The organism is Ralstonia sp. ASV6, assembly GCF_016429285.1.
Lineage (GTDB): Bacteria > Pseudomonadota > Gammaproteobacteria > Burkholderiales > Burkholderiaceae > Ralstonia > Ralstonia flaminis.
The window spans coordinates 25,078-39,541 of the sequence record NZ_JAELUI010000044.1 but is presented as its reverse complement, the minus strand read 5'-3'; the positions used below and the strand labels follow the sequence as shown (position 1 = coordinate 39,541).

17 protein-coding genes and 1 tRNA gene are annotated in these 14,464 nt (G+C 64.0%); 8 read left to right on the top strand and 10 right to left on the bottom strand.

Annotated features, from left to right (window positions below):
• From waaC to JHD73_RS11085, 3 genes are all read left to right on the top strand, one after another.
• A partial coding sequence (gene waaC, locus JHD73_RS11095) for a lipopolysaccharide heptosyltransferase I (RefSeq protein WP_199030342.1) occupies positions 1-951 on the top strand: 951 nt, incomplete at its 5' end.
• Positions 951-2,276 (top strand): lipid IV(A) 3-deoxy-D-manno-octulosonic acid transferase, encoded by a 1,326-nt coding sequence (waaA, locus tag JHD73_RS11090; RefSeq protein WP_199030341.1) that lies wholly within the window; start codon positions 951-953, stop codon positions 2,274-2,276. The genes waaC and waaA, both read left to right, overlap by 1 nt.
• A gap of 112 nt (positions 2,277-2,388) precedes the next feature.
• A complete protein-coding gene (locus tag JHD73_RS11085) occupies positions 2,389-3,105 on the top strand; it encodes an META domain-containing protein (protein WP_199030340.1) in 717 nt (238 codons plus the stop codon).
• Here JHD73_RS11085 and JHD73_RS11080 read toward each other — a convergent pair whose 3' ends face one another.
• The 4 genes from JHD73_RS11080 to JHD73_RS11065 all read right to left on the bottom strand — a co-directional run bounded on the left by JHD73_RS11080 (position 3,106) and on the right by JHD73_RS11065 (position 6,550).
• Positions 3,106-4,584, bottom strand: coding sequence for a TolC family outer membrane protein (locus JHD73_RS11080; RefSeq protein ID WP_199030339.1), 1,479 nt, complete (start codon positions 4,582-4,584; stop codon positions 3,106-3,108).
• Positions 4,585-4,701: 117 nt separating this feature from the next.
• The gene (locus JHD73_RS11075) at positions 4,702-5,034 is read right to left on the bottom strand and encodes a rhodanese-like domain-containing protein (RefSeq protein ID WP_048935108.1); all 333 of its coding nucleotides are present in this window, start codon (positions 5,032-5,034) and stop codon (positions 4,702-4,704) included.
• A 26-nt stretch (positions 5,035-5,060) separates the two neighbouring features.
• Entirely contained in the window at positions 5,061-5,711 is a 651-nt protein-coding gene (locus JHD73_RS11070; RefSeq protein WP_199030344.1) for a protein-L-isoaspartate O-methyltransferase, read from the bottom strand.
• A gap of 95 nt (positions 5,712-5,806) precedes the next feature.
• Positions 5,807-6,550: a TetR family transcriptional regulator gene (locus tag JHD73_RS11065; protein WP_199030338.1), complete on the bottom strand. Its 744-nt coding sequence runs from the start codon at positions 6,548-6,550 to the stop codon at positions 5,807-5,809.
• Between the two features lie 193 nt (positions 6,551-6,743).
• On the opposite strand from JHD73_RS11065, the gene JHD73_RS11060 reads away from it, so the two are divergent.
• The 4 genes from JHD73_RS11060 to JHD73_RS11045 all read left to right on the top strand — a co-directional run bounded on the left by JHD73_RS11060 (position 6,744) and on the right by JHD73_RS11045 (position 9,775).
• Positions 6,744-7,001: a YkgJ family cysteine cluster protein gene (locus JHD73_RS11060; RefSeq protein ID WP_199030337.1), complete on the top strand. Its 258-nt coding sequence runs from the start codon at positions 6,744-6,746 to the stop codon at positions 6,999-7,001.
• A gap of 6 nt (positions 7,002-7,007) precedes the next feature.
• Positions 7,008-7,601 (top strand): DUF1439 domain-containing protein, encoded by a 594-nt coding sequence (locus tag JHD73_RS11055; RefSeq protein ID WP_199030336.1) that lies wholly within the window; start codon positions 7,008-7,010, stop codon positions 7,599-7,601.
• 64 nt (positions 7,602-7,665) lie between these two features.
• The gene (locus tag JHD73_RS11050) at positions 7,666-8,547 is read left to right on the top strand and encodes an undecaprenyl-diphosphate phosphatase (RefSeq protein WP_199030335.1); all 882 of its coding nucleotides are present in this window, start codon (positions 7,666-7,668) and stop codon (positions 8,545-8,547) included.
• A gap of 115 nt (positions 8,548-8,662) precedes the next feature.
• Positions 8,663-9,775, top strand: a complete 1,113-nt coding sequence (locus JHD73_RS11045) for an NADH:flavin oxidoreductase/NADH oxidase (protein ID WP_199030334.1) — start codon at positions 8,663-8,665, stop codon at positions 9,773-9,775.
• Between the two features lie 18 nt (positions 9,776-9,793).
• Here JHD73_RS11045 and trmB read toward each other — a convergent pair whose 3' ends face one another.
• The 6 genes from trmB to JHD73_RS11015 form a co-directional block, all read right to left on the bottom strand.
• On the bottom strand, positions 9,794-10,546 hold the full coding sequence (gene trmB / locus JHD73_RS11040; RefSeq protein WP_233176895.1) for a tRNA (guanosine(46)-N7)-methyltransferase TrmB: 753 nt from the start codon (positions 10,544-10,546) through the stop codon (positions 9,794-9,796).
• A 66-nt stretch (positions 10,547-10,612) separates the two neighbouring features.
• Positions 10,613-11,617: an acyl-CoA desaturase gene (locus JHD73_RS11035; RefSeq protein ID WP_368735532.1), complete on the bottom strand. Its 1,005-nt coding sequence runs from the start codon at positions 11,615-11,617 to the stop codon at positions 10,613-10,615.
• A 79-nt stretch (positions 11,618-11,696) separates the two neighbouring features.
• Positions 11,697-12,017, bottom strand: a complete 321-nt coding sequence (locus JHD73_RS11030) for a metalloregulator ArsR/SmtB family transcription factor (RefSeq protein WP_199030332.1) — start codon at positions 12,015-12,017, stop codon at positions 11,697-11,699.
• Positions 12,018-12,174: 157 nt separating this feature from the next.
• A tRNA-Gly gene (locus tag JHD73_RS11025) sits at positions 12,175-12,248 on the bottom strand.
• Between the two features lie 137 nt (positions 12,249-12,385).
• Positions 12,386-12,790 carry a hypothetical protein gene (locus tag JHD73_RS11020; protein WP_199030331.1) on the bottom strand — a complete coding sequence of 135 codons (405 nt, stop codon included), beginning with the start codon at positions 12,788-12,790 and terminating at the stop codon, positions 12,386-12,388.
• A gap of 112 nt (positions 12,791-12,902) precedes the next feature.
• Complete coding sequence (locus JHD73_RS11015) at positions 12,903-13,409, bottom strand: Lrp/AsnC family transcriptional regulator (RefSeq protein WP_199030330.1); 507 nt, start codon at positions 13,407-13,409, stop codon at positions 12,903-12,905.
• A 118-nt stretch (positions 13,410-13,527) separates the two neighbouring features.
• Here JHD73_RS11015 and JHD73_RS11010 point away from each other — a divergent pair, with 118 nt between their 5' ends.
• Positions 13,528-14,454: a DMT family transporter gene (locus JHD73_RS11010; protein WP_199030329.1), complete on the top strand. Its 927-nt coding sequence runs from the start codon at positions 13,528-13,530 to the stop codon at positions 14,452-14,454.
• Positions 14,455-14,464 lie beyond the last annotated feature (10 nt).

Sequence of the window (14,464 nt, the reverse complement as noted above, 5' to 3'; positions counted from 1 at the left end):
TGCACGCCGGTCGTGGCCGATATTTTGCGCGCGTATCCGGATGCCGAGATCGACTGGGTCGTCGAAGAAGGTTTTGCGGGCATCGTGCGTATCGTGCGCGGTGTGCAGGGCGTGATTCCGTTTGCGCTGCGCCGTTGGCGCAAGTCGCTGGGTTCCGGAAAAACGTGGGGCGAGATGGCGGCCTTTCGCCGCGCGCTGCGCGCCAAGCCGTATGACGCGGTGCTCGATACGCAGGGCCTCATCAAGACCGCGCTGGTTGCGGCGCAGGCCAGGCTGACCCCAAGCGGCTTTGTTGCCGGCTTTGGAAACCGTACCGATGGCGCGGGTTACGAGCCGCTCGCCAAGCTGTTCTATCAACGCAAGATCGAGATGGAACCGCGCGTGCACGTGGTCGAGCGCTCGCGCCGCATGGTGGCCGAGGCGCTTGGCTACACGCTGCCCGCGTCGATTGATTTTGGTCTGCAGCCGTCGTCGGACTTGCCGTTTGCGATGCCGCGCCCATACGTTGCACTGGTGCATGCGACCTCGCGCGCTGACAAGGGTTGGCCGCAGGCGGCCTGGGTAGATGTCGCACGCGAGCTGCTCGCACGTGACTACGCGATTGCTCTGCCGTGGGGCAGCGAGACCGAGCGCCGCACCAGCGAAGCCATTCGTGAAGCCATCATCGCGGCGGTGCCGGGCACGGTGCGGCGTGTGGTGATTCCACCGCGGATGTCGTTGCCGGATGTGACCGCGTTCCTCAATCAGGCAACGGCCGTGGTGGGCGTGGACACGGGGCTCGTGCATATTGCCGCCGCGCTGTGCAAGCCTACGGTGGCGCTCTACAACTTTACGACGTCGTGGCGCACGGGCGGCTACTGGACGCCCAACGTGCATGACCTCGGCAGCGCCGAGGCCCATCCCACCAGCGCGCAGGCGCTTGATGCGCTGCGCGCGCTGGGTGTGCTCTGATGCTGCGCTTTCTGTATCGCCTGCTGTGGCGCATTGCGCTGCCTCTCGCACTGCTGCGCCTGTGGTGGCGGGGCCGTAAGGAGCCCGGTTATCGCCAGCACGTTGGCGAGCGACTCGGGTTCTATCCTTCACGTGCGAATCCTGATCGCCCGCTGCTGTGGGTGCATGCCGTGTCGGTGGGTGAGACGCGCGCCGCGCAGCCGCTCATCGATGCGCTGCTCGCGCGTTTTCCGCACCATGCGGTGCTGCTCACGCACATGACGCCGACCGGCCGCCGCACGGGCGCCGAATTCGCCGCGCAACGCAATGGCCGCGTCATCCAGGCCTATCTGCCGTATGACCTGACTGGGGCGGTCGACCGGTTCCTGCGCCACTTCCAGCCGCGTCTCGGCTTGTTGATGGAGACGGAGATCTGGCCGGTGTTGATCGAACGTGCCTACGCCGCCGGCGTGCCGATGGTGCTCGTCAACGGGCGCCTGTCGGCGCGCAGCCACCGCCGCACTGCGCGCTTGGGCGATGCCGCGCGCGAGACGTATGCACAGTTGGCCGCAGTGCTGGCGCAGACCCCGGACGATGCTGATCGCTATCGCTCGCTCGGTGTGCCGCGCGTGCGCGTGACGGGCAACCTGAAGTTCGACATCACCCCGCATGTCGACCAGATCATGGCGGGCCGCGTACTGCGCGAAGCCCTGCACAGGCCGTATGGGCGTGTGGCCTGGGTGGCCGCCAGCACGCGCGAAGGAGAAGAGGCCCTGCTGCTGGATGCTTGGCAAGCCCATCGCGCACAGCATGTCGGGCGTCGGCATCCGCTGTTGATCCTTGTGCCGCGTCATCCGCAGCGCTTTGATGAAGTGGCGCAGCTTGCGGAACGCGTGGGCTTGCGTGTTGCGCGTCGCAGCGCGATGACGGTCTCGGCTGCCGGCATGGCCAACGACACCGGTTTGGGTGAAGCGGATGTCCTGCTTGGCGATTCGATGGGCGAGATGGCGCTGTACTACGCCGCCGCCGAGGCCGCCTTCATTGGCGGCAGCCTGTTGCCGCTGGGCGGGCAGAACCTGATCGAGGCATGTGCTGTGGGCACGCCGGTGGTCATCGGTCCGCACACGTTCAACTTTGCACAGGCCACGCGCGATGCTGTGGCCGCAGGTGCCTGCATACAGGTGGACGATGCGGCAGCGGTGATGCGCGTGATCGATACGTGGCTGTCCGACGCCGATGCGCGCGAGACCGCATCACGCGCCGCGCTGGCCTTCGCTGCCACGCATGGTGGGGCGACAGCGCGCACTGTGGAGGCGGTGGCATCGCTTGTTTTGCCGACGCTGTAACGCGCAAGCCATGTTCGGTACGAAAACTGCGAACTCAATCCGCGTGGCGCAGACTAACGGCTCTTTGCGCAGTTTGCTGTAGTTTGCATTCGTCACTGTTCACGACCCGTTCATGTCTCAATCGAATCGTCCCAAGCCAAGCCTGCTGCAGACGCCGCGCCGTGTGGTGTTGACGGCAGCGGCCTTGGCCGTGCTGACGGCTGCCAGCATCATTGGCGCCGGCTGTATGACGCCCGCGCCCACCGGCAAGCCCGCGTCGGCCATGGCCAGCCCAACGGCTTCAGCGCCTGTCGCGCAGGCAGCATCGGTGCCTGAAGCCAACCCTGCCCCCGCCAGCGCCGCGCCCAACCCCGGTCAGGCCACATTGACCCAGGCGCAAGGTGAAGGCCGCTCACGCTTCGTGCTGGTGCGCTGGCAAGAGCCGGGGGCGGCGCCCAAGGAACTGCCGTCGGCGGAGGAAGAGGGTGCCGATCCGACCGCACAGCCGATCGCCATCGAATTCAGCGCAGGCCTGGAAGCTGCCAACGGCGTTGTGTCGGGTTACTCGGGCTGCAACCGCTTTACCGGTCCGTACGAGAAGCTTGTCTCGGGCATGCGCTTCGGTAACCTCGCATCGACACGCATGGCGTGTGACCCAGCGCGCATGGAGTTGGAGACGGCTTTCCTGGAAGCGTTGAAATCGCCGCTGGCGACTGTCGGCATGCAGCCGTCGGCTTCAGGGCGCCAAGGTCGCCAGGTGATCTGGAAGACTGCCAGCGGCGCGCTGCTGCAGTTTGCAGAGCGGCCACTGACGGCGCCAGCGCCGGCGCCGAGCGGCCAGAACCACTGATCAGCGCTTGGCGGGTTTGGCCGCGGTAGGTGCCGATTTTGCCAATGCGGGCTTGGCGGCGCGTGGCGGCAGGGCGGTGATGTCGCTCGACCCGTTCGCCGTGAGCAGCGTGTTCACCTGAATCACATCGGCCTCGTTGAGCGAGCCGGCGGCAGATTTCAGCCGCAGGCCGTTGACGATGGTGTCGTAGCGTGCGCGAGCCAGATCGCGCCGCGCCTGAAACAGTTGCGCTTGCGCATTCAGCACGTCGGTGCCGATGCGCACGCCCACGCCATAAGCGAGCAGGTTGGAGTCGTACGCTGTACGCGCCGACAGTTCAGCCGCCTCCAGCGCCTTCACCTGCGCCAGCCCCGCAATCACGCCGATATACGCTTGCCGCGCGCCTTGTTCCGCAGCGCGGCGGGCGTACTCAAGGTCGCTCGCAGCTTTGGTCTCCAGCGCGATGTTCTCGCGCACGCGCGACTGGATCGCGCCGCCTGCGAAGATCGGAATCGACACCTGCACGCCGATCTGCGAACTCTCAAAGCGCGCGCCGCCCGGCAGCGACGGAATGTACTGGTTGCCGCTCGCGTTGGTATGACCCGTTTGCGCGACGAGGTCGACGGAGGGTAGGTGGCCGGCGTTGGCCTTCTTCACGTCGCGCTCGGCACTCTGCAGGTTGTACTGAGCGAGCGCTACCTGCAGGTTGCCGCTGCGTGCCTGGTCTACCCAGGGCTCGGGGGTTGCCGGTTCCGGCTGCGGCAGCGCCACGCCCGTACGCACGCCAGCCAGCGTGCCGACCGGCTCGCCGACGATCTGCTTGAGTGCTGACTGTTTGACTTCAAGGTCACTGCGCGCGGCAATGACGGTTGCATCGATGGAATCGCGCCGCGCTTGCGCGTCGTTGGCATCGGTGATGTTGGCGTTGCCGACGTCAAAGTTGCGGCGTGCCTGCTCGTACTGTTGCTGGATGGCGTCGCGCTGCGCGGTGGCAAGCTGCAGCGTGTCTTGCGCGTTGAGCACGTCGAAGTAGGCCTGCGCCGTACGCGTGATGAGATCGAGCTGCGCCTGCGCGAGCGAGGCCTCGGCGGCTTGCGCGGCAATCTCGCCTTGCTTGTAGGTCTCCCAGCGATCCCAGCGGAACAGCGGTTGCGAGAGCGACAGCGTCCAGCCCGTCGACGAGAAGGTCTTGTTGAAATCGACCGGCGCGTTCTGATCGAAGATGATGCGCGTCGAGCTCCATGCACCGCCAATCTGCGGAAGCAGGCCGGCACGACCCTGCGTGAGTTTTTCGCGCTGCGCGAGCGATTGCGCGCGGGCCGATGCGAACTGCGGATCGTTGGCCAGTGCGGCGCGGTAAGCGGAGAGAAGATCGGTCGCGGCCGGTACTTCCGGCGTAGGCGTTTGCGCCCACGCCAGCAGCGGCGTCATCGACCAGCACAGCACAACAAGCGAACCGCGCACGGCAAACCGCGCGCGGTGACTGCGAGCAACACTCATAAAGCCCCCGGACGAGGAAAACGTCGGAAGGCAGCGCGGGCGCGTCAGAACCTGTTCACACGAGTCGGAGCGTAAGCAGACTCAGTGGGTTCTCGTGCCCGGCGGCGGCTTCCCCAATCAGTACGTCGCCATCTGCGGGTCCACCTGGTTGGCCCAGGCATGGACGCCGCCTTGCAGGTTGTAGACGCGAGCCGGATCAAAGCCGGCATGCACGATCAGATACTGCGCAACCTGCGCGCTGCGTCCGCCGTGGTGGCAGATGCAGACGATGTCTTGGTCAGCTTGCAGCTCGCCGGCACGCACCTGGATCTCATTCATCGGAATGTGTGTGATGCCAGGCAGGGCGCAGATCTCCACCTCTTCAGCCCAGCGCACGTCGAGCAGGACGGGCTTCGCGCGCGATGCGTCTGCGAGCCATTGGGCGAGGGCGGAGGGGGCGAGCTGTTGCATGTTTGATTGGGGTTGACCGAAGTGGATCAGAAGCGGAACTGCGAGGGTGCGGACACGCCCACCAGCGGCGTCACGTAGGTCTCGAACAGGTTGCGCGTCTGGTATTCGGTGTTGGAGATGCGCGTGATGAGCTGCGCTTCCATGACCGGCGCGCCGCCCACGAAGATCGCGAGGCGGCCACCCACCTTGAGCTGCTTGAGCAGGGCTTCCGGCACGGCCGGCACGGAGCCTGAGACGCAGATCACGTCATACAGGTCGTGGCCCCAGCCTTGCGCGCCGCTGGCTTCGACCACGTCGACATTGGTCACGCCGTTGCGAGAGAGGTTGCTGCGGGCAAAGGCGATCAGCTCGGGCACGATGTCCAGCGTGGTGACCTGGCGGCCGCGGTGGGCCAGCAGGGCAGCCATGTAGCCGGAGCCCGCGCCGATCTCCAGCACGTCTTCATGCTTGCGCACGGCCAGCTCCTGCAGCACGCGGGCTTCCACGCGCGGGGCCAGCATGTTCTGGCCGCCGGCCAGCGGGATTTCCATGTCGACGAAGGCCAGTGCGCGATAAGCCTCGGGCACATAGTGTTCGCGTTTGACGACGGTGAGTAGGTCGAGCACGTCGGTGTCGAGCACGTCCCACGGACGGATTTGCTGCTCGATCATGTTGAACCGGGATTTTTCGATGTCCATGGGCATGCCTTCCATGTGGAGCGCGTAATGCGGATGAGGGTTTGGCGACAAACCCGGCATTTTAGCAAGTCCGGAGGACATTCCGGCAGAGAACCTCACGACTTGGTGCCCCCGTTGGCATCACCATTGACATCGGACGGGGTGCGCCATGGCTGCGCCGTGAGCGGAGGTGGCGGCGGAATCACAGCGCCAGGCACCGGATTGCGCAACAGACCATGCAGCACCAGCGCCACCACATGTGTGATGAATGCCTTGGGCTCCAGCACCTTGGAGGCGCACGGGCCGAACGAATGCTTCCACATCATCAGGAAGAGCATCGGGGCAGTCAGCGCCAGCGTGGTCAGGTCCACATCGGTTTCGCGGAATTCACCCTGGGCCACGCCGCGTGCCAGGATGCGCGCAAACAGGCGGTCGCAGCGTTCGATGACCTCTTCGTTGTAGTACTGCGCCAGATCGGGAAAGTTGCCCGATTCGGCCATCAGCAGCTTGGTCAGGCCAGAGGCCGGCGATTCGCCAATCAGCTCCCACCAGCCCATCAGGATTTCGTGCAGAAGCGCTTCGGTGGAGCCTTCAAACGTGTCGATCAGGGCTTCGCCCTCGGCCAGGGCGGGCAGCAGGTTTTCCTGCACCACGGCCTTGAATAGTTCTTCCTTGTTGGCGAAGTACAGATAGACCGTGCCCTTGGACACGCCGGCTGCCGAGGCCACGTCTTCCAGCCGCGTAGCCGCATAGCCGCGCGCTACGAACAGGTTGAGCGCCGCCGCCACCAACTCCTGTGGGCGGGCTTCCTTGCGGCGGGTCCATCGTTTGGCGGAAGACTCGGGTTCTCGATCTGTCACGGCAGCAACTGCAAAAGTGGTGTCAGCCAATGCACGTTGGTCACTGACTCACGGATAACTTACTTTTCGGTCATTAATGTACGCATGGCGCGAGGGTGGGTCAAGTGACATCGGAATGGTCAATCAGAATGGGCCTCGAATGTGCTGGTGCACAATAGCGGCTTTCCGAACCATTTCGTTGACTAGGACGGCCATGGACTGCCGACCCCAGTGTGGTGCGTGTTGCATCGCGCCCTCCATCTCCAGCCCGATTCCCGGCATGCCGGACGGCAAGCCGGCCGGTGTGCGCTGTGCGCAGCTGGATGGCACCAACCGCTGTCGCATCTTCGGCCACCCGGAGCGTCCGGCCGTGTGCGGCAGCCTGCAGCCCGAACCCGACATGTGCGGCGCCACGGCAGTGCACGCCATGCAGTTCCTGACCCAACTCGAGATCGCCACTGCGGCGCATTGATCGTTCATGACCGATTCCACGAAACTTGCCGCGCGCTCAAACCGTTTCCGCTGGTGGGCTGGCGCAGCCGCTGTCGCTGCGGTTGTGGCCGTTGTGCTGGTGGCCTGCATGCCCACCGGCTGGACGGGAGGCGGCTATACCTTCTCCCGCAACCAGATGCAGGAAGCGCTGGCGCGCAAGTTTCCGTTTCAGCGGCGCTTTCTGGGCTTCTTCGACGTTACGCTGACCAACCCGCAGATTTCGCTGGACGCCGCACGCAACCGTATCGCCATCCAGGCGGATGCGAGCGTGGAAAGCGGCCTGCTGCGCCAGCCGTTGACCGGGCCACTGGCCATCTCCAGCGGTTTGCACTACGACGCGCCCACGCGTTCGATTCGCTTGGATCAACCCAGTGTCGACCGCTTCGATCTGCAGAACGTGCCTGGTGGATTGGGGCAGCAGATCAGCGCCATCGGCTCATTGATCGCGGGCCAACTGCTTAACGACTACGCGGTCTACACGTTCAAGCCGGAGCAGTTGAAAGTGGCCGGCATCGCTGTAGAGCCCGGTACAATCACGGTTTTGCCCGAAGGTGTGCACGTTCAGGCCAAGCGGCCTTGAAGCATTTGCTGTTGTACGCAGCACGCCCGGCGCCTCGTCTTCCTTCTCCTCCTCTGCTTACTGCATGGACATTGCACTCGTCATCAAAGCGCTGATTCTCGGTGTCGTCGAAGGTCTGACCGAGTTTCTTCCTATCTCCAGCACGGGCCACCTGATCCTGGCCGGCCAGTTGCTCGACTTCAATGACGAGAAGGGCAAGATCTTTGAAATCGTGATCCAGTTCGGCGCCATCCTGGCGGTGTGCTGGGAGTTTCGCCACAAGATCATCGAGGTCGTAAAGGGCTTGCCCAGCGACCCACGCCAACAGCGCTTCGCCATCAACGTGATCGTGGCGACGATTCCCGCGATCACGCTCGCGCTGATTTTCGGCAAGGCGATCAAGGCGCATCTGTTCAACCCGATCGTGGTGGCGTCGGCGTTCATCATCGGCGGCTTCGTGATCCTGTGGGCCGAATGGCGCGAGCGCCATCGCGGCGAGACGCACGACCCGCGTGCCAATGCGCTGCTCCAGGCCGCCAAGGCCGGTGCGCCGCGCATCGAAACACTTGACGACCTGCGCATCTCTGACGCCATCAAGGTGGGTTTTGCGCAGTGCTTCGCGCTGATTCCGGGCACGTCGCGCTCGGGCTCGACCATCATCGGCGGCCTGCTGTTCGGCCTGTCGCGCAAGGTGGCCACCGAGTTCTCGTTCTTCCTGGCGATTCCCGTGATCTTTGGCGCGACGGTGTACGAGCTGTACAAGTCGCGTGCGCTGCTGTCGGCGGATGATCTGTCAATCTTCGCGGTGGGTTTTGTGGCCGCGTTCATCTCGGCATTCTTCTGCGTGCGCTGGCTGCTGAAGTTCATTGCCACGCACGATTTCCGTGGCTTTGCGTGGTACCGGATCATCTTCGGCATCATCGTGCTGGTGACCGCGTACACGCACCTCATCGCCTGGCAGGCCTAAGCCAGCGCGCTATTCCCTTCCTCGGCGCGGGTTTTCGCGCCGTCTGCACGATCGGGCGGATTCGGACACACTGGCGGCTTCTTCCGTCAGCCGCTCGCTACCGAATCTCCCGATCATGAGTGCACTTTTCCAGCCTTTCTCCCTGCGCGGTCTCACGCTTGAGAACCGCATCGTCATCTCGCCGATGTGCCAGTACTCGGCGGAACACGGCCAGGCTACGGCATGGCATCACACGCATCTGGGCGGCCTGTCGCTCTCGGGCGCCGGGTTGCTGATGATCGAGGCGACCGCGGTGTCGCCGGAAGGGCGCATCACCAATGGCTGCCTGGGCTTGTGGGATGACGCGACCGAAGCCGCGCTGGCGCGCACGCTCGCGGCCATCCGCCAGAACGCGCTGGTGCCGATCGGCATGCAGATCGCGCACGCTGGCCGCAAGGCTTCCAGCGCGCGTCCGTGGGAGGGTGGGGCGCTGCTCCCGCTCGACGCGGGCGGGTGGGAAACGATGGGCCCGTCGGCTGTGCCGCAACGCCCTGAAGAACGTGCACCGCGTGAGATGGATGACATCGATCTCGCCCGCGTACGTGATCACTTTGTGACGACCGCGCGCCGCGCCGTGCGCCTGGGGATGGCGGCTATCGAATTGCACGCCGCGCACGGTTATCTGCTGCACGAATTTCTCTCGCCGATTGCCAATCAGCGCACAGATGCGTACGGCGGCTCGCGCGAGAATCGCATGCGCTATCCGCTGGAGATCTTTGAGGCCGTGCGTGCTGCGGTGCCGGACCACATTCCGGTGGGCGTGCGTGTATCCGCTACCGATTGGGTGGAAGGTGGCTGGGCGCCGGAGGATTCGGTGGTATTTGCGCAGGCACTGCGTGCACGTGGCTGCGATTGGATCGACGCGTCGTCAGGCGGTGTGTCGCCGCTGCAGCAGATTCCGCTGTCGACCGGCTACCAAGTGCCATTTGCCGAGAAGATCCGTCGTGAGGCTGAGGTGCCGACCATCGCCGTCGGCCTCATCAACGAGGCACACGAGGCAGAGGCAATCGTTGCAGAGGGGCGCGCTGACTTGGTCGCGGTCGGCCGCGCCTTTCTCTACAACCCGCATTGGGCGTGGGCCGCGGCCGCTGAGCTGGGCGCTACCGTCAAGGCACCGCCGCAGTACTGGCGCGCCTTTCCGCGTCACGCCAAGAACCTCTTCGGCGACACGCATTTCGGCGCGCGGTGACCCGTGCGTGGGCTGTGGTCAGCCGCGCTTGCGGAAGACCACGTCCCACACGCCGTGCCCGAGGCGCAGGCCGCGCTTCTCGAACTTGGTGACGGGGCGATAGTCGGGGCGCGGCGCGAAGCCGTCGGCGGTGTTCTCAAGTGCCGGCTCGGCGGATAGCACCTCCAGCATCTGCTGGGCGTATTCCTCCCAGTCCGTTGCGCAGTGCAGATAGCCGCCCGGCTTCAGGTGGGCCGCCAGGCGCGCCACGAACGGGCCCTGGATCAGGCGCCGTTTGTTGTGGCGCTTCTTGTGCCACGGGTCGGGGAAGAACACGTGGATGCCATCCAGCGTGCCTTCCGGAATCATGTGCGCCAGCACTTCCACCGCATCGTGGGAGCAGATGCGGATGTTGCCGATCTCGCGTTCGCCGATCAGCTTGAGCAGCGCACCCACGCCCGGCTCGTGCACTTCCACGCCCAGGAAATCATCGTCCGGACGCAGTTGCGCGATGTGGGCGGTGGTCTCGCCCATGCCGAAGCCGATCTCGAAGATGCGCTTGGCGCCGGTGCGGCCGAAGGCAGCTTCCCAGTCGAGCGGCTCGGCGGCGTAGGAGAGCTGGAAGCGGGGCCCAAGTTCGTCGATGGCGCGCTGCTGGCCGGTAGACGTGCGGCCAGCGCGGCGCACATAGGAGCGGATACGGCGCGGGTGGCCGGTTTCCGGCGTACCGGATTGATCGTCGTCAGACGGCTCGACGGGAGTGCCGTCGTTGGTGTGTTCGGTGGACTGCATGGCGGATTCACCACGGACGTGGCGGCAATAAAAAAGCCGCCGAGGGCGGCTTGGGAGATGCGCGGATTATAGCAGCGCAGCCTTGCGGGCCCGAAGGCGTCGGCACGGACACATCAGGTGCCAGCGGCAAGCGGGTCGTTTGGCCGGGGGCGCGGGCTCGTCTGGCAGGCGAACCAGTTCCGGGCGGGTCGGCAGGTCCGATGGCAGACGGAGGTTCCAGACCAGGCCGACCCTGCGCAAGGCGATCAGCATCCACCAGCCCGGGTCCCATTCGCCGGCAAACAGGCCCAGACGTGCCGAGCCCGGATAGGCGTGATGGTTGTTATGCCAGCACTCACCCATGGTCAGCAGAGATGCAAAGCGGATGTTGCGGCCCTGCACGGCGGCGCCTCGTACCTCGTAGTGCATGCCGCCGTGGTTGTGCGCGAAGTAGCCAATCAACCAGTGACCGAACACGCCGGCCGTCACGCGCGCGCAGGTCCCCCAGAACACGAAACTCCACCCGCCCAGCCCGTGCAACACCAACGCGACCGGCAATTGCTGCAGCATCCACGTCCGCTCGAGAAACCGGTAGACGCGGTCGTTAGCGATCCGTGGTTCCAACTCAATCCGGGGCGGATGGGTCAACTGCAATTCACAGTGCAGTTGCCACCAGGCATCCTGCCAGAACGAGCGGCCGTGGCGCAGGTAATCGTGGCAATCAGGCAGGCGCTGCGCATAGTCACGCAGATCATGCTGACGCAACAGGCCGACCGGGCCGGCTAAGCCGACTTGCACACCGAAGTACACCAGCGTGTACTCCAGCCATTTGGGGCACTGATAGCTGTCGTGGATGAGCTTGCGGTGGCTGCCGAGCGAATGCCCCAGCAGCAAGACGCTGCCGGTTGTCAGGATAAAGACGGCGAAGGCAGCCCAACTGAACGTCCATATGCCGCCAACCACCCCTGCTACTGCCATGCCGGTCAACCAAAGCGATTTGACCGGTGCATAGCGGACTTCACCACGGACCACGCTTTGCACATCGGCGGCTTGCACACGGTGTGTTTTCAGACTCTCGGCAAAATTTTGCACAACAGGTCTCCCTTCCCGATGGTGGGAATGCATGACTGCGGTGGTTGCTAGGGTGGTATGAGCGTGGCTGTGCGAGATGTCAGCCGGGTTTTTCCGAGGCCTTCTTGCGCGACTCCGCCTTGAGCGGGCGAGCAACCGGACATAGCTCGAAGGCATAGCTGGTCAGGCTGTTGACGAGGCTGTCGCCATTGAGCTTGTACAGAACAAACTGGCCGCGCCGCTCGCTGACGACCAACCCAGCGTTCTCCAGGACCGACAGATGGCGCGAGACCGCCGGCGCGCTCATGGCAAAGCGCTCGGCCAGTTCAGACGTGGTGAGTTCGGCTTCTGACAGATAGGCCAGGATCTGCCGGCGCGGCGTGGACGCCAGCGCTTCAAAGATCTTGTCGATGCTGGTCATGATTCAAGGATTAGCAAATTTGTTAATTTATTGTTTGTCGACGATGCATCTGGTGTCAAGGCGAACGTGGGAGGGGGGGAAGGTACAAAAAAACCGGAGCGGTGTCCGGTTTCCTAGAAGAGGCATCGCGGTGAAAAGCAGCGCGATGATGTGGTACTGGAGCGGGCGATGGGAATCGAACCCACGGCTCTAGCTTGGGAAGCTAGGGTATTACCATTATACGACGCCCGCGTAGCCCCACATTCTATGCGGGGTTCCTACCCTTGGGCAAGCCATGACTTGCGCGGAAGTCATAGAAAGAGGCACCTCTGTCACATGGTCTTCGTGTTGCTCAAGTGCGGGTCGAGAGGGCGCAAGGCCCGTCAAGGCTATTTGAAATCCGAGGACACAATGACCTTCGACGAGGTGATGAAGACGCTAGCAAGGCTGTCGTAGCCTTGGAACTCATCAGACGAGAAGGATGGGCGCAGCAGCGTGCCTGCCTTGATGGGCTGGCCATCCGACTTGGTGACGGTGGCGTTCAGTACGGCGCATGCCTTTTTCTCTTTGCCAACCGTGCCACCTTCAGCGCTAACGGTGATGGTGCGGCAGTTATCGCCATTTTTGTCGCAATCGCCAACGTAGTTGAGCGGCGGAAAAGTAACGACTTTGCCGTCAGACAACGAGGAAATGGTTGGAATTCTGCATAGCTTGATCTTCCCAGCCTCTGCCTGTGCAGCAGCGCTACATGCCATCACAGCAACCAATGCCCCAAGTTTCAAAGCCGTTTTCATCGTTTCGCTCTTTCGAGAGGGAAATCGTTTATTGAGCTGCCAACCGATTAACTTTGGATCGTAGCATCGGCAATGCGGTAGGAGAGGCGATTTGCCGCTAGGCGCCCCTAGACTATCGACCCCGCGGTGTTCCGCGGCTGCGTCCCATGCTCCTGCGGTTTTCATCCCAAGCCGGGAACACGGTCGAGCGCTTGACCACGCCATAGGCAAAGCTCGTGTCGATGGCGGCGATGCCCGGAATGGCGTGCAGCTGGCTGCGCACGAATTGCTCGTAGTCCTGCAGGCTTTCCACCAGCACGCGCAGCAGGTAGTCCGCTTCGCCGGTCAGCACGTAGCAGTCGAGGATTGCGTCGATGGCGCGGACCCGGTTCTCGAATGTCGCGACCACCTCCCGCGTGTGCTGCTGCAGGCGAATATGGACGAATGCCGTGACCGGCAGGCCGTATGCCTCTTCATCGATGATGGCTGTGTAGCCGCGGATCACGCCCGCCTCTTCCAGCAGCCGAAGCCGGCGCAGGCAGGGAGAGGGCGACAGGTTGACCCGCTCCGACAACTCCTGATTGGTCAAACGGCCTTCCTTCTGGAGGGCGGCGATGATTTGCCTGTCCTTCTTGTCCACGCGATTCTCCTGGAGTGGCAGACTCTGCCAATTTGATCCGCTGCATTGGCGGAAATAACAAGATACTACTTTTTGCGCTGGGGCATTCTGTCGTCATTCAGAAATCGAGGATGACGGAATGCGCGGTTCAACATTGACGGCGGGAACGGGTGGTCTGGCTGGACGGGGTGCCACCCAAACCAGTCCGCTGATCGGGTATGCGGCGATGGTGCTGACGGTGCTGATCTGGGCCGGGTTTGCGCTGTCGATTCGCGCCATTGGTGCGTCACCGCTGGCACCGGCCGATGTGGCGCTCATCCGTTTCGGTCTGCCGACCTTGTTGCTGCTGCCGTTTCTGCCGTCACGCTGGTCGATGCTGCGGCGTGTGAAGCCGCTCAGTGCGCTGATGGTCCTGGCAGGTGGCGGCCTGCCGTTCTTCTTCATGGCTTCTGCCGGTGGCAAGGTGACATCCGCCGCTCATGTGGCTGCGCTGATTGCGGGCACCACGCCGTTGTCGGTGGCGCTGATCGCCTACGCGCTGGATGGTCAGCGCATCGATGCGGCGCGCGGGAGGGCTATCGCGATCATCCTTGCGGGCGTGGTGCTGTTGCTGGTGTCCCAAGCGCACGCTTCGCATGGCGCGTTCGTTGGCGGAGCCGCGCTGCTGTTGCTGGCCAGCCTGCTCTGGGGCAGCTATACGCTGGGGCTGCGTCGTGCTGGGCTCGACGCCATCGGCTGTGCGCTGCTGCTGAGCGTGCCGTCGTTCTTGCTGCTCGTACTGCTGGTGGCCTTGGGCGTGGTCGACAGCCACATCGGACATTTCTCCATGACCAGCGCGATGCCGTTCCTGCTCGCCCAGGGCCTGGGGGTTGGCGTGATTTCCAGCGTGTCCTATGCGCTGGCGATTCGCCATCTGGATACGCCGCGCTGTTCTGCGATTGGCTCGTTGGCACCCGCGCTGGCGTGCCTTGGCGCTGTGCCCCTGCTCGGCGAATCGCTGACGCTGACCGTTGTGTGCGGCATTGCTGCGATTACCGCTGGCGTGATCCTCGCAAACCGCGCTTAAGCGCATCGCA

What these genes read in the sequence shown, in the direction of transcription:
- JHD73_RS11050 (WP_199030335.1), top strand. Translation starts at nt 7,666, where the DNA reads ATGGACATTGCACTCGTCATCAAAGCGCTGATTCTCGGTGTCGTCGAA.
- JHD73_RS11080 (WP_199030339.1), bottom strand. Translation starts at nt 4,584, where the DNA reads ATGAGTGTTGCTCGCAGTCACCGCGCGCGGTTTGCCGTGCGCGGTTCG.
- waaA (WP_199030341.1), top strand. Translation starts at nt 951, where the DNA reads ATGCTGCGCTTTCTGTATCGCCTGCTGTGGCGCATTGCGCTGCCTCTC.
- JHD73_RS11060 (WP_199030337.1), top strand. Translation starts at nt 6,744, where the DNA reads ATGGACTGCCGACCCCAGTGTGGTGCGTGTTGCATCGCGCCCTCCATC.
- JHD73_RS11020 (WP_199030331.1), bottom strand. Translation starts at nt 12,790, where the DNA reads ATGAAAACGGCTTTGAAACTTGGGGCATTGGTTGCTGTGATGGCATGT.
- JHD73_RS11085 (WP_199030340.1), top strand. Translation starts at nt 2,389, where the DNA reads ATGTCTCAATCGAATCGTCCCAAGCCAAGCCTGCTGCAGACGCCGCGC.
- trmB (WP_233176895.1), bottom strand. Translation starts at nt 10,546, where the DNA reads ATGCAGTCCACCGAACACACCAACGACGGCACTCCCGTCGAGCCGTCT.
- JHD73_RS11010 (WP_199030329.1), top strand. Translation starts at nt 13,528, where the DNA reads ATGCGCGGTTCAACATTGACGGCGGGAACGGGTGGTCTGGCTGGACGG.
- JHD73_RS11070 (WP_199030344.1), bottom strand. Translation starts at nt 5,711, where the DNA reads ATGGACATCGAAAAATCCCGGTTCAACATGATCGAGCAGCAAATCCGT.
- JHD73_RS11075 (WP_048935108.1), bottom strand. Translation starts at nt 5,034, where the DNA reads ATGCAACAGCTCGCCCCCTCCGCCCTCGCCCAATGGCTCGCAGACGCA.
- JHD73_RS11030 (WP_199030332.1), bottom strand. Translation starts at nt 12,017, where the DNA reads ATGACCAGCATCGACAAGATCTTTGAAGCGCTGGCGTCCACGCCGCGC.
- JHD73_RS11055 (WP_199030336.1), top strand. Translation starts at nt 7,008, where the DNA reads ATGACCGATTCCACGAAACTTGCCGCGCGCTCAAACCGTTTCCGCTGG.
- JHD73_RS11045 (WP_199030334.1), top strand. Translation starts at nt 8,663, where the DNA reads ATGAGTGCACTTTTCCAGCCTTTCTCCCTGCGCGGTCTCACGCTTGAG.